This is a genomic window from Fictibacillus norfolkensis (assembly GCF_014836645.1).
GTDB classification, from domain to species: domain Bacteria; phylum Bacillota; class Bacilli; order Bacillales; family Fictibacillaceae; genus Fictibacillus; species Fictibacillus norfolkensis.
Map to the genome: position 1 here is coordinate 170,202 of NZ_JACSQM010000002.1, position 13,604 is coordinate 183,805.

The 13,604-nt window shown below is 37.7% G+C and carries 13 protein-coding genes; 2 read left to right on the plus strand and 11 right to left on the minus strand.

What is annotated here, in order from left to right; all coding sequences use genetic code 11:
• Nucleotides 1–38 precede the first annotated feature (38 nt).
• Both H9648_RS05195 and H9648_RS05200 read right to left on the minus strand, forming a co-directional pair.
• Nucleotides 39–521, minus strand: coding sequence for an NUDIX hydrolase (locus H9648_RS05195; RefSeq protein WP_191752843.1), 483 nt, complete (start codon nt 519–521; stop codon nt 39–41).
• Between the two features lie 106 nt (nt 522–627).
• Nucleotides 628–1,380 carry a hypothetical protein gene (locus H9648_RS05200; protein WP_318243486.1) on the minus strand — a complete coding sequence of 251 codons (753 nt, stop codon included), beginning with the start codon at nt 1,378–1,380 and terminating at the stop codon, nt 628–630.
• Nucleotides 1,381–1,458: 78 nt separating this feature from the next.
• Between H9648_RS05200 and H9648_RS05205 the strand changes: the two genes are divergently transcribed.
• Complete coding sequence (locus tag H9648_RS05205; protein ID WP_191752844.1) at nt 1,459–1,725, plus strand: hypothetical protein; 267 nt, start codon at nt 1,459–1,461, stop codon at nt 1,723–1,725.
• 48 nt (nt 1,726–1,773) lie between these two features.
• Here the strand turns inward: H9648_RS05205 and pheA are convergent, their stop codons facing one another.
• From pheA to H9648_RS05250, 8 genes are all read right to left on the minus strand, one after another.
• Complete coding sequence (gene pheA / locus H9648_RS05210) at nt 1,774–2,598, minus strand: prephenate dehydratase (RefSeq protein ID WP_191752845.1); 825 nt, start codon at nt 2,596–2,598, stop codon at nt 1,774–1,776.
• 801 nt (nt 2,599–3,399) lie between these two features.
• Nucleotides 3,400–5,346, minus strand: coding sequence for a lipoteichoic acid synthase (gene ltaS / locus H9648_RS05215; protein WP_191752846.1), 1,947 nt, complete (start codon nt 5,344–5,346; stop codon nt 3,400–3,402).
• Between the two features lie 225 nt (nt 5,347–5,571).
• The gene (locus tag H9648_RS05220; RefSeq protein ID WP_191752847.1) at nt 5,572–7,029 is read right to left on the minus strand and encodes a protein adenylyltransferase SelO; all 1,458 of its coding nucleotides are present in this window, start codon (nt 7,027–7,029) and stop codon (nt 5,572–5,574) included.
• Nucleotides 7,030–7,197: 168 nt separating this feature from the next.
• Nucleotides 7,198–7,449, minus strand: coding sequence for a SunI/YnzG family protein (locus H9648_RS05225; protein WP_137790121.1), 252 nt, complete (start codon nt 7,447–7,449; stop codon nt 7,198–7,200).
• Nucleotides 7,450–7,538: 89 nt separating this feature from the next.
• Nucleotides 7,539–7,808: a hypothetical protein gene (locus H9648_RS05230; RefSeq protein ID WP_191752848.1), complete on the minus strand. Its 270-nt coding sequence runs from the start codon at nt 7,806–7,808 to the stop codon at nt 7,539–7,541.
• A gap of 12 nt (nt 7,809–7,820) precedes the next feature.
• Entirely contained in the window at nt 7,821–8,201 is a 381-nt protein-coding gene (locus tag H9648_RS05235) for a hypothetical protein (RefSeq protein WP_225218791.1), read from the minus strand.
• Nucleotides 8,202–8,759: 558 nt separating this feature from the next.
• Nucleotides 8,760–9,524 carry an SDR family NAD(P)-dependent oxidoreductase gene (locus tag H9648_RS05245; RefSeq protein ID WP_191752851.1) on the minus strand — a complete coding sequence of 255 codons (765 nt, stop codon included), beginning with the start codon at nt 9,522–9,524 and terminating at the stop codon, nt 8,760–8,762.
• Between the two features lie 139 nt (nt 9,525–9,663).
• Complete coding sequence (locus H9648_RS05250; RefSeq protein WP_191752852.1) at nt 9,664–10,152, minus strand: DinB family protein; 489 nt, start codon at nt 10,150–10,152, stop codon at nt 9,664–9,666.
• 184 nt (nt 10,153–10,336) lie between these two features.
• Between H9648_RS05250 and H9648_RS05255 the strand changes: the two genes are divergently transcribed.
• A complete protein-coding gene (locus H9648_RS05255; protein WP_191752853.1) occupies nt 10,337–11,965 on the plus strand; it encodes a diguanylate cyclase domain-containing protein in 1,629 nt (542 codons plus the stop codon).
• Nucleotides 11,966–12,024: 59 nt separating this feature from the next.
• Here H9648_RS05255 and H9648_RS05260 read toward each other — a convergent pair whose 3' ends face one another.
• The gene (locus H9648_RS05260; protein WP_191753226.1) at nt 12,025–13,494 is read right to left on the minus strand and encodes an aldehyde dehydrogenase family protein; all 1,470 of its coding nucleotides are present in this window, start codon (nt 13,492–13,494) and stop codon (nt 12,025–12,027) included.
• Between the last annotated feature and the right edge of the window lie 110 nt (nt 13,495–13,604).

Below are 13,604 nucleotides of genomic sequence, written 5' to 3' on the forward strand. Positions count from 1 at the left end.
TATTATAAAGTCTTTTAAATCTGAACCAAAATAAAGATTTATACGCTTCTCTCGACCTTCAATTCAAAATTAGGTTTTGTCACATATTCCTTATAGATTACTTTTCCTGCATTGTTTAAATAATCACTATAGCGAGTCAGATAGGCTTCTCCCATTAACATGCCTAATACTTCTTCTTTTGGCACCCAACGGCTATCCGTCGTTTCATCTGACACCGCTAGTTCTCCGCCAATCGGCTTACATACAAAATCAAACATAACTTTCGTTGGAACGTTCGTGACTCCATCATGCCAAGTATATTGAGCAGTATTCGAGTATACTCCAGATAAATGTGAAACGGTAATATCAATACCGCTCTCTTCCTTTGTTTCACGAACCAAAGCGTCAATTAAGTTTTCTCCTGCTTCCACCTGACCTCCCGGAAAAACCCAGCCGTTATGTATCGTTTTTACTAGTAATACATTTCCTTTTCCATCTTCTACATAGCCTGCCACTGCTACAATATGAGTTGGCATTATCATCTTTAAAACCTCCGATTGAATAGATTAATATATCCTACTCCATCATAAGGAGAATTAGAAGATATTCCCATGAACGATTGGTGATAGATTAACTACTTTCTAAGGCTTATCTGTACTTGCTCAAAGCTTCAGATAAAAATTCTTTTTGATAGCCGCTTTTCTCATTGATCATGTTCACCCAATGTTCGATTGAATGTGTTTGATCCCCTTTATGTAACCCTTCACTCGTACTTAAAAAGCTCTCCCAATCAAAGAACTCCCAGTGCGCAGTCTCATTCTTATAAGGTATTCTGCATTCAAAGAGAGGTTTTGGATAAACGTGATTCTGCGAGTATTCTGCTCCTTGTAAGAAGACATTCCTCTCAATTGGAGTTAAATCAAATAACTGGTTTGAGACCTTGCCATTAGGCCTATGATAAAGGATCTCAATAAAATTTTGATCCCTAGATTGAACTTGGATTTCTGCCGCAGGAAAGAATCCCTTTAACTTTTGATTCGAATAATCTTCATTATTGGTCTCAACGAGGATGGGTTGCAGCCACTGATCGCCTAAATCACACAGATACCGGTTACCCTTTTCATCTAACGCCACAACTGCAACATGTGCTTCATCTGAATGAAACTTTGAACCGATTGGAAAGGCTGTTATTCCATCATTTTTGAATTCATCTAACAACCAGAGTGCAAGATCAAAACAGTTTCCCGTATTTCCAAATTCCATTCTATGTTCTTTCATCAACGTGACGTCTCTTTGTTTCTTTGTCGAACCTTTATGGAGGTACCAAGCCTTCGTTAAGGTTTCCATAGGAAAAGAATCGAACTTCTTCCACGTTTTAAGAATAGGATGTGATGAATACACCTAAAATCCCCCCTTACACACATACTATATATTTACAGTTAAGTATATCATCGTCTAACTTTTAAAGGAGGATATGAGATGGAAAGCGTAATTATTGTCAGTGAACTTTTTTTATTAACCTCATTTGTACTTATTCTCTTTCTAAGAAAACGCACTTCTAAAAATGTAATCTCGACTCTACATCTCTATATAATTAGTGCATTACCACTTATTATTGCAGGATTGAATAGTCCTCAAGGTAACCCTAGCACACCTTTAGGGCTCGGACTTTCGTTGATTTACACATGGCTTGTCGTAGGGATCGCTATGCTTTTTTGTATCGTACTATTGTTGAAAACAAAATGAGAGTCAAAATAAAAAGAGCTCCGTTTTTTTTTTCGGAGCTCTTATCATTTATAGCTTTGTTGTTCTATAGCTTCCCAACACACGTACATCATGTCCGAATGCTTCTAGAATCGTAATAGCTTTGTTCATTTTCTCTTCATGAACACCATTTTGAGCTTCTACAAAAAAATGATACGTCCCCAGCTGCTTTTTCGTTGGTCTTGATTCAATCCACGTTAAGTTGATAGATAGCGCTGTAAATACGTTCAAGATGGATGAAAGGACACCAGAATAATCTGATGTTGGTGAAATCAACAACATCGTTTTCGAGTTCTTGGGGTGAATTTCCGTATTCTCCTTGCTGATCACAACAAAACGAGTATGATTATTGCTGTTGTCTTGAATCCCGTTTTTTATAATTTCAAGATCAAATACCTCGGCAGCATATTTGGATGCAATGGCGGCAACATCTTTTCTTTCTTGATTGTTAACAGCTTGTGCAGCTGCAGAAGTGCTATCGTAATGCTTACTTTTCACTTTTGCTTCTCGAATAAAATCTCGACACTGAGCGAGAGCAGGAACGATTGACCATACTTCCCGTATCTCTTCTAAATGAGCTCCCTTTAATGCAAGAAGGTGCAGGGAGACTGGGAAAATAATTTCTGCTTCTACAAAGAGATCATGTCTCAACAATCCGTCAGCCGTAATATTGATCGTACCTTCAATTGAATTTTCGATCGGTACGATTCCTTTATCTGCTATACCCTCTTCTACGGCTTCAAGTACATCTACAATAGAATCACATTTATGCCATTCATTTTCGTGATCTGCAAAATAACGAAAGGCAGCTTCTTCCGAGAAACTTCCCTGTGGACCTAGATATGCTACTTTCATGACTGTGATAACGCCTGCCTTTAGTTTTTCATATCAGTATACAACGATTAAGGACGTACACCAACCTTTTTTCACTAAAAGGTTGGTCTTATTTGACTTCAACGACGATACTGCCGAATCTTTTCCCTCCAAAATAAGTGTCTAATCGGTAAATCCCCGACTTGCTGAACTTCATATTTGTTGGAATAGAATGAATGGATCCTATATCTTCTATAGGAGTTAAAGGACTCTCTTTTTGAAAATCATACGACCAAACCATCCCAGAATTTTGAACAAGGGCTCTTTCATGTTCACCGCTTTCCTTGTTCCGTAAAAACAGACCCCATTACAGATAATGATACTTGGGATCACTTATTAAATGGCATCTCAATAAAAGATTATTCGAACATTACGGATGCGCAACTTTATTCTCCTCAATCCTCCAACACTGGTTAGATGTTTTTATTCATATATTTATAAAATGTAATAAAAAGTTTACAGCAGAAGGTTTCCTAGCGAATCGTCCTGTGCTACGCTCTTATATAGGATAATATAACTAGATTAGGATGTTTTAAAAAGATGTGTGATGAACAAATTGCGATAAAAATCATAAAAAAATTAGGCCGATTGTTTGAAGAATATAAATGCTGCAAATGTGAAAAGCACAAAAAAAAGTTAGTACGTGATATTCAGCTTTTGGGTGAAAAACTAGAAGAAATTTAAGACAGTTCAACGAGTGGAGCTCAACATTTATACATGTTGAGTTTTTTGTCTTTTAAGACCAAAAAAAGCCGTCCAGATCATCTGGACGGATTTTTGGTGTTACTCATTTGTTTCATTTTTAGGTTTTTCTTCTTCTTTAATATTGTAATCATACTTAGAAGGATCAACTTGCTTGAACCCTTTGACTTTGTGGAATCGTAGCAAGTCTCCATAAACTGTTCGGTCAGATAGGTCCAACTTCGTCTCTGCTTCTTTTTCGAGGGCTTTAATTGCTTTTGTTTCCTTTACAGGCTCACCGGTTTTAGAGTCGTAATATTTACCATCAATTCCTGTTACAGTAGGTGAGACAAAATCACCATTACGCAACGGAAGTACTTGATCATGATTCTTAGATAACAGATCAGTACCGAATTGAATGTACTCTTTTGTATCCATTCCTAACAAATGCATAAGCGTTGGACGAATATCGATCTGACCTCCAACTTTATCAATGGTTCCACCCTTTAATCCTGGTGCATGAATGAATAATGGCACCTTTTGAAGTTGTGTGTTCTCAAAAGGTGTGATCTCTTTTCCGAGTACTTTTGCCATTGATTTATTACGCGTTTCAGCGATTCCATAATGGTCACCATACATAACGACCATCGTATTATCATATAGTCCAGCCTCTTTTAAGTCAGTAAAGAACTGTTGAAGAGCTTCGTCCATATATCTTGCCGTTTGGAAATAACGGTCTACCGTTCCATCTCCTGTTGTGTGAGGCTCGATTGTAGCTTCCTCTTCTGTAATCGGATAAGGGAAATGGTTTGATAGTGTAATGAACTTAGAGTAAAACGGCTGTTTTAACGATTTCAGCATCGGCATAGATTCTTCAAAGAACGGCTTATCTTTTAAACCATAGTTCTCTACATCTTCCTCGTTCATATCATAATGTTCTGCATCAAAGAACTTTTGATAACCAAATCGCTTATAGATCACATCTCGATTCCAGAACGACTTGTAGTTACCATGGAATACAGCTGTCGAATAGCCTTGTTGTTCCATAATGGCTGGTGCCGCTTGATATGTGTTCTCGCCTTTTGTAGTAAATGCTGTTCCTTGTGGTAATCCATATAACGAGTTCTCAATCATAAACTCAGCATCTGCTGTTTTACCTTGTGATGTTTGGTGATAAAAATTATTAAAATACAACGTGTTTTTATCTTGTGTTAACGAGTTTAAGAAAGGTGTAACTTCTTGTCCGTTCAATTTGTAATTAATCGCAAAATTTTGCAGCGACTCTAAGTGAAGATAGATGACGTTCATGCCTTTTGCTTTTCCGAAATATTCCGGATTTGGTTCAGCATAATTAGCCTTCACATAGTTCTCCACTTCTGTAACATCATCTGTATCTGCAAGTGCACGCTGTGCGGAAGATTTTGAGCTCACAACCGCGTCATAGAGCGTGTAGTTATACATTCCTAAATATTTTACGATATAGTTTCGGTCAAACGTTCTAGTCAACAGCTGCGGACGATCCATTTCAGCTAACAACAAGTTTGCAGATAATGCAATAACTGCAGCTAGACCAACCGTTAAGATACTTTTACGCTTTACTCTGATTGGTTCTGGATTAATTTTCTTTGTTAAAACTAATACTAATAACACTACGATATCTAGGAAAAACAGTATGTCATACGGATTGAACAGAGCTCCTATACTATTTCCAATCGTTCCTGCATTCTCTGTCTGCGTTAGTGTTGGCAGCGTGATAAAGTCTGTGAAAAAGCGGTAATATAGCATATTTGCAAATAACATAAAGGTCATTGCAGTATTGATGATAATCATCCAAACGAATGATTTTCTACCCTTTGCAAATAAGGCTAAGCCTAAGAATAAGAGTGCTGAGCCAATAGGGTTAATAAACAAAATAAATTCTTGAAACCAACCTTGGACTCCTAAGTTAAATTCAATTTTATAAGCGGCATAAGATTTTATCCATACTAAAGCGACCGTAAGAAGGAAAAACCCCATATGTTTGTTCAGTATGTTTTTTTGGTAAATCATTCTCTCTCACCTCTAAATTTCAGTAACCAATCTATCATTCTAGTTTATTTTTACTGTTATTTCAATATCATTTTACAAAACAATATAAAAAATAGTACACCTTATTAACTAAAAAGTCAACGAAACATACCTTCCTTATTTTCCATGGGATATTTTAGAAATCATAAAAAGCTACCCTTTCGGAGCAGCTTTTTATTTATATGTTCTTCATTTATTTTTATGTGATCATGTCCCACAAAATGTTCGATAAGGTCCTTCTGTTTCGGGTGGTAGTTGCGTGTATTCTTCTTGTTCTGGTAGGTAATCATACGGCTTAGATAAAACGTGATGAAGTTTTTCCAATACGCTGAAATCACCGTTTTCAGCTGCTTGAATAGCCTCTTCCACCCTATGATTTCTTGGAATTACTGCTGGGTTGCTGTTTCGCATCAACTGCAAAGATTCTTCTATCGACTCTGACTGTCTTGCTTTTCTTTCTTGCCATTTATTCAGCCACATCTTAAAGTCCTCCGCTTCAAAAAGTGCAGAATACTCTTTTTCACCTAACGTTAAAGAACGAAATGTATTTGTATAGTCAGCTTTATAGGTAGTCATGAGTGAAAGTAATTCTTCTATAAGAGATTGATCTTCTTTCTCTTCATTAAATAGTCCAAGCTTTGATCGCATTCCTCTAAAATAGTTAGCATGATACAGATCAGAGAATCCATATAAAACTTCTTGTGCCAATTCAACTGACTCTTCTTGTTCATCGTGTAAGAGTGGCAATAAGGTTTCTGCAAATCGCGCGAGGTTCCATCCAGCAATTCGAGGCTGGTTAGCGTATGCATAACGGCCCTCTCTATCGATTGAACTGAAAACAGTCAGTGGATCATATTTGTCCATGAACGCACATGGGCCATAATCGATCGTTTCTCCGCTGATTGTCATGTTGTCGGTGTTCATAACGCCGTGGATGAAACCAACGAGCTGCCACTTCGAAATTAAATACGCTTGTTGTTCGATCACTTTTTTGAGGAGATTCAAATATTGATTTCCGTCACTTTCCACTTCAGGATAATGACGCTTCAAACTATAATCTGCTAACTCTTTCAATTCATCGAGTGTTCCCCATTTTGATGCGAATTCAAACGTACCTACTCGTAGATGGCTTGCCGCTACCCGCGTCATGATAGCACCTGGAAGAGCCGTTTCACGCATGATCGATTCACCTGTCGTTACAACTGCCAGACTTCGAGTCGTTGGAATTCCTAAAGCATGCATCGCTTCACTCACCATATATTCACGAAGCATTGGACCAAGAGCTGCCCGTCCGTCTCCCCCTCTAGAATAGGGAGTTCTTCCTGAACCTTTTAGTTGGATGTCAAAACGTTTTCCATCAGGAGTGATCTGCTCTCCCACCATTAATGCTCGTCCATCACCTAACATATTAAAATAACCAAACTGATGTCCTGCATATGCTTGAGCTAAGGAAGAACCTCCTTCTGGAAGCTTGTTGCCTGCAAATACGTTTACAGCATCTTCATCTCGAAGGAATTCTGCGTTCAATCCAAGAGACGTAGCCACCGATTCATTGAGCACAACTAATTTTGGAGAAACTACTGGGTTTGGGTCAATGATTGAGAAAAATTTATCTGGTAGTTCAGCATAACTGTTATCTAAATTCCAGCCTGTTGCTTTCGTCATGAGAAGCACACCTTCTTTTATATGATTATATCCTTGATTTCTAATTCCACCTTAACATAATAGACCTGTCCTTGTTTGTTATCTGTATATTAATCTCATTAGAAAGTAATTAATCATAAGAAAACTCGGAAAAATTCAATCCGAGTTCTGTCTAAACTATACTATTCCTTAAGCACTTAGTTTTTTCATAATAGCTGATGGATTAGAAGTAAACAAAATATAGGTTTGTTTTTTTGTCTCAATAAAGACCCGATCTGTCATTCCATACGGGAAACCGATACGGATAGCCTCCTTATCGTCTCCACCATATGTATCATCTAAGCCTACATTAAGAATATCATCGGCTGGAATCTCCACCCTCAATAGCTGCCATCGAATAATAAAGTTGTTATCTATCTTTTTTACACTAACCTCAATCATTGCTCTCCACCCCTATTTTTTGTCTTACTATTATTACGTATTAGTAGATGGAAAGTTTCGGTAATCGGAGTTTAAGCTACAAACTCGTTTTAATTCCCAAATCCACCGTTACGCCATGCTAATCCGACTATCTCCATCAGCAAAAGAGGAACAGCGAGAATGATTGATACAATTATGGCCAAACCTCGAAAACCAAAGTTTTTGGGAGATCGAAATGCAAAATACATAGCAGTGAGCACTCCTCCCCACACGATCAACCGCCAGTATCCGTTAGCAAAGGCATAGGTTTGTATAAGAACAAAGAACGCGACTGTACAAGCACTTACGAGTAATGAAATCGAACTAAATTTTCTTCTCAAACCAATCAGCTCCTAATAGTCCATCGAATTTGCTGATTTCAACAGATCCTCCATCTTAAATTCAGAACCCATTAACATCATCCCATAATATACATCATCTTTACTCCAACGAATGGATTTAATGTCAGATGATTCCGCTTCAATAACAACCTCAGTTCCATCTTTCAATTCTGTTGTCTTTTTCTCACCTTCATCATTAAAATTTGCGTTTTTATTTTGAAACGTAGTTACACGAAGGACGGCGCCTTTTTCATTACCATAAGCAAATTCAGTATGTAAGATATCCCCTTTTGGATCTCCCGCCGGTTCTGCAGCATATGTTAATTGGACGTCTTTTGGCTGAAAAGGAAGTTCTTCTGGAGCTGCCATCTTTTGTTGCACATCTTTTGGCAATTGCTCCATCTCTTTTTTCACATTCGGATAACATACTTTGAAGCATTTCTAACGTTTTCTTCCCATATCCTTTTCTTCTATGAAGGTCGTCTATGAAAATATGGTACACATAAGCTTGATTAATCTCCGGTATCAATCCATACCAGAGAATTCCTACTTTTTCATAGGTTTTGGAATCTTGAATGTTGTACAAATACTGACCTTCAGTTAACAATCCATCTTTCCAAAGATCAGACATCATCATTTCTGATTCTTCTAATGCTGCCTGTAACGTTAGGTTGAAGTTCTTAGTGATTTCACGAGCGTGATCTGAAATCATGAATGCCAGATAATCCTGAAATTCTTGTTCGGTTAATGGGTTTAAATGTATCATGTTATCTCTCCATTCTAGTTATTAACAATTAGAAGGAAGTAAACAAAGATTCATTCATAGAAAGTTGAATAACCTTTGTTTACTCGTGAGACCATGTAACACAATTAGTATGGGACATTATGTTATGCTCCTTTAACTTTCATCATTTAATAGGTTCATTTTAACATAAAGTTCCAATAAATGATTTAATCCATTATCGAACCGCACGTAACATTGATAATCGCACCTGTTATGGCACTCGCTCGATCCGAAGCAATAAACACAGCAGTATCAGCGACTTCTTTCAACTTTGGAAGGCGTCCTAGCGCTGTTCCTTTCTCCATATACTGTCTCACCTCAGGAAAGTCTGGTTTCCAAGTTTCTGGTATAGCATCTAATCTCAAAGATACGACACGAATGCCTTTTGAACCGAGCTCACCGGCTAAGCTGCGGGTATATCCTTCAATAGCTGCACATGCTGTCGAGAAACCTCCCGTATAATGATAAGTACGGTCTCTGCCTGATAATGCTGCAGATGATGCAGAAAGAGTTAAGATCACTCCCGAATTCTGCTTTATCATATGCTTAGCTGCTGCAGTACTTGTAAGAAAATGAGTTTGGACACCCGTCAAAATGGGAGTCAAAAAATCTTCTTGTGCCATTTTGGTGAGTCCCGTTCCTTGAAGATCTCCTCGTATTCCTATTGCGTTAAAGGAAATATCGATCTTCCCAGCGTGCTGTACAATTCGATTCAGATGCCCTTCTATTTCATTTTGATTAAGAGCATCTACTTTCGTTACTTTCGCTGTGCCTCCCGCATTTGTTATCTCATTTGCTACAATTTGCAGAGAATAAAGCGATCTTCCGGCTAAAAATACAAAGGCTCCCTCTTCAGCAAAAGCACGTGCAACAGCACCACCTATCGCACCACCCGCTCCATAAACGACTGCGATTTTGTCTTTCAACAACATCTTCAGTCCTCCTTTTTTCATTCTTTCAATCAGTATTGCACTTATTGAGAAGCTTTCATTCCTTTTATCCCTTTTTCTTTCGTTCCATAAAAAAGTACATTCTCCTTATTGAAGAATGTACGGTCTGTTTTATATATGTTTAGAGACTTAATTTTTCTTTCACTTCTTTAATTTGAAGAATATGTCGTTGTTCATGATAGGCCACAAATGGAATCCATTGTTTTAAACTTATGTCTCCGAAGATAGGATGGGGATAGCCTTTTGCTTCTAAATCTTTTGCATCAGCAGTGTTCTCGATATCTAGTAAATGTTTATGAGTCGCAGCCAATTTCATTTTTAGCTCTTCAATAGATGCAAATTCTGAAGTTGGCACTGCAAATTCAGGAGCATCTACTTTAATATCTCTGTTTATTGTTGCTTCAATAGGCTTCTGGTCTGCGTTTACCACTTTACCATTTTGAAGTTGATGGTTAATGTTTTTAGCAATTCCGCCTTCCATTAAATATAAATGTTCCAGAATTTGCTTAATAGACCATTCATTTTCCGAAGGTTTTTGATTTAGATTTTCGTCATTTATTCCTTCCACTTCTGTAAACAGTTCTTGGCGTATCTTATCATTAATCAGCATGTCTTCATCACCTTTAATGTATATGACTTGTCCTCGTAGTGTAGCATAATCAGCCTTCAAAATTCTCGTTTGAGAACTTTGTCCCAACGTTTATTTCATTGATTCCTAATCATTTCTATAATTGTTTCCGATATAACAAATGGTTCTTTTTGAAATAAATTTTATTATTTTAGGAGTCATTTCTATGTCTATCAAAATTCAAACCTATTTTTCCGTGAGCATCTCATTAATCATATTAACCACATCGTTATTTCTTAGCATTATTATCAGTGATAAATCCAGCGAATTATTGGAAAAAGAAATAGGTAATTCTTTAGCTTCTTCAGCTTTTCAACTATCCCACAACCTTGATTCTTTCATGTGGTCCAGATACCAGGAACTACAAGTTTTAAGTGAACAGGAAGTTCTGAAAGACCCAAGAAGAACTAATGAAGCACAATTTCTGATCGATCAGCTTCAAGATAAAATTCCCTCCTTCTCTTGGGTTGGAATAACGAATCAAAAGGGAGTCATACAAGCTTCAACAAAGAAACTCCTCATCAACCAAGATATATCTGCTCGTCCCGTTTTTCAAAAAGCAATTGAACAGCCTTTTATCGGTGATGTTCATGATGCACTTTTGTTATCCAAACTGATTCCAACCAAGGATGGTTCACCTTTACAATTAGTTGATATCAGTACACCATTAACAGATAAAAAAGGTGTTTTCCAAGGTGTGTTAGCCGCCCATCTCAGCTGGGAATGGTCTAAAGAAGTGGAAGCCGCGATTCTAAAGCCCATAAAAGAGCAGAAAAAAGATGTGGAAGTATACATAATCAGTAGAGAAGATACAGTACTCCTAGGTAATAAAAATGATTTAGGTAAAAAAATAAAGATAGGCGATCTCGATAATAAAGGAAAGAGAAACGAGTGGAATTTTGTACGTTGGCCAGATGGAAAAGAGTATGTGACAGGCTATGCTTTTGGCGACGGATATCAGAATTATCCCGGACTAGGCTGGACGGTTGTCATTCGTCAATCAGAACAAGCGGCTTATGCATCCGTCCAATATCTGCAAACATTCATTTTAGTCTGTGGTATTGTGATTTCTCTACTTATGGCTGTTATTGGATGGTTTATCACAAAGAGAGTTTCTCGTCCTCTTTTTGACCTGGCTATCTCTGCTGACAAGTTGAAAGATGGTGAGATCGTCGAGATTCCTTTGTTGCGTGGAATTAAAGATATCGAAGTTCTTAGTTCTTCATTTAGAAGCTTAATCTCATCCTTGAAGCAAACAGAAAAACAGTTAAACAAGATGGAAAACATGGCGCATACGGACTTTCTGACAAGTATGCCAAATCGGTTAGCTCTATTAGAGTACATGAATTCAGTTCGCTTTGATTCTTCTAATGGCAGCTATGGGGTGCTTTATATAGATTTGGATGGTTTTAAATCAATCAATGATACACACGGCCATCATGCAGGAGATCTACTTTTAATAGAGGTAGGTAAGCGGATCATTGATTCATTAATAATGAAGGAACATTTTGCAGCACGTTTGGGTGGAGATGAATTTGTAGTTGTACTTCCCATTCAGGAGAATTATCTGAATGAAATAACCCAGATCTCACAGTTCCTCATAGACACTCTTAACCGACCATTTTTTATTCAGGAACATTCTATAAAAATTGGGTGCAGCATGGGATCAGCTGAATGGGTAGTTCAAGACGTTTCACCACAAACCATACTTGAATATGCAGATGAGGCATTATACGTTTCAAAGAACACGGGTAAAAATAAGTTGAGTTTTTACTCATTTCGAAAAACATCATAAGATTACTCAAATAAAGAAAGCATCCGAATGAAGGCATCCGGATGCTTTTTTGTTCTTAATTACTTTAATTGGCTTATAAAAGGACCGTAGTTTCTTGGGTTACGCTGAACAGATAACCACTTTAGGGTAGTGAATTCCTCAAGCACCCACTCTCCATTAAAGCGGCCGAGTCCTGAATTTTTTTCTCCGCCAAACGGCATATGAGGTTCGTCGTTTACAGGTTGATCGTTAACATGAATCATTCCTGTATGAATGTCATGAGCTATGTCTGTTGCATGTTCAATGTTTTTAGAGTGAACGGCTCCGCTCAGTCCGTACGGATAAGCATTTGCCATTTGAACAACTTCTTCATCTTTTTCAAACGGAATAAGAATAGCTACTGGTCCAAAGATTTCATTTTTCGCTAAAGGCATTTCATTATTAACATCTGTTATTACAGTAGGTTCTAATACATTTCCGTTTGCATCTCCACCAATACGAATCTTCGCACCCTGAGAAACACTCGCTTCAATATCTTTTAAGATTCGATCAACTTGGTCTCTATTGATTAATGGACCAACGTTCGTATCTTTTTTAGACGGATCGCCAAATTTCAGATTGTTTGCCCGTTGAACAAAGGTTTCTGCAAATTCTTCATAAATGTCTTGATGAACAAAGATACGATTGATTGCCATACATATTTGCCCTTGGTGATAGAACTTTCCAAACAGCGCTGAATCTACGGCTTGATCAATGTCTGCTTCTTTTAACGCGATAAATACGTTATTACCGCCTAGTTCAAGAGCAGATTTCTTTAAGTTCTTACCAGCAAGTTCACCGATGTGTCTTCCGACTTCCGTTGAACCCGTAAACGAGATCAGACGCGGAGTTGGATGTGTGACGATTTCATCTCCAATTTCTGAACCACGCCCTACGATAACGTTGATCAGACCTTTTGGAAGTCCAGCCGCTTCAAAAATACTCGCAAAGATTAATCCACCTGTTACCGGTGTGTCGGTAGCTGGTTTGATAACAACAGCATTTCCAGTCGCGATGGCAGGTGCGATGGATCGGATAGCCAGATGGAACGGGAAATTCCAAGGACTAATAATTCCAATTACCCCTAACGGATTACGGTACACTCTGTTTTCCTTGCCTGCCGTTTGTGAAGGAAGAATTTTTCCTTCCATTCGATAAGGGTATGTTGTAGATTCTTTTAAGATATTGATAGAAGCTCGAAATTCTGAGACAGCTTTCATATACGTGCTTCCTGATTCTTTGATGATCCAATCAATAATAAGCTCTTCATTTTCTTGCATAACGTCAGCTACTTTTTCTAAAACAGCTCGCTTGTTTTGTGGGAGTTCGTTTGCCCATTCAGCTTGAGCGATTCTTGCCGCTTCATAAGCTTCGTCCAAATCTTCTTTAGTCGCAGCTTGAATCGTAACAAGCTCTTCATCTGTGAATGGATTTGTGTTCTTCATAACGCTATCGCTGCTTCCTTTTCTCCACTCGCCGTTAATATATATATTTGAAAAATCAGTGTTCATTTTGCTCATTTCATTAACACTCCTTTTTTACTAACAAAAGATTAGTTAAGACCTTACTCCTATTTTTAAACGATGTAAATTAAACTGCTTATTACTTTACCCAATTTCTT

Bases quoted from the DNA above. Each gene is read 5' to 3' on its own strand.
- H9648_RS05220 (WP_191752847.1), bottom strand. From the start codon at position 7,029: ATGACGAAAGCAACAGGCTGGAATTTAGATAACAGTTATGCTGAACTA.
- H9648_RS05245 (WP_191752851.1), bottom strand. From the start codon at position 9,524: ATGTTGTTGAAAGACAAAATCGCAGTCGTTTATGGAGCGGGTGGTGCG.
- ltaS (WP_191752846.1), bottom strand. From the start codon at position 5,346: ATGATTTACCAAAAAAACATACTGAACAAACATATGGGGTTTTTCCTT.
- H9648_RS05195 (WP_191752843.1), bottom strand. From the start codon at position 521: ATGATAATGCCAACTCATATTGTAGCAGTGGCAGGCTATGTAGAAGAT.
- pheA (WP_191752845.1), bottom strand. From the start codon at position 2,598: ATGAAAGTAGCATATCTAGGTCCACAGGGAAGTTTCTCGGAAGAAGCT.
- H9648_RS05225 (WP_137790121.1), bottom strand. From the start codon at position 7,449: ATGATTGAGGTTAGTGTAAAAAAGATAGATAACAACTTTATTATTCGA.
- H9648_RS05260 (WP_191753226.1), bottom strand. From the start codon at position 13,494: ATGAACACTGATTTTTCAAATATATATATTAACGGCGAGTGGAGAAAA.
- H9648_RS05255 (WP_191752853.1), top strand. From the start codon at position 10,337: ATGTCTATCAAAATTCAAACCTATTTTTCCGTGAGCATCTCATTAATC.
- H9648_RS05250 (WP_191752852.1), bottom strand. From the start codon at position 10,152: ATGCTGATTAATGATAAGATACGCCAAGAACTGTTTACAGAAGTGGAA.
- H9648_RS05205 (WP_191752844.1), top strand. From the start codon at position 1,459: ATGGAAAGCGTAATTATTGTCAGTGAACTTTTTTTATTAACCTCATTT.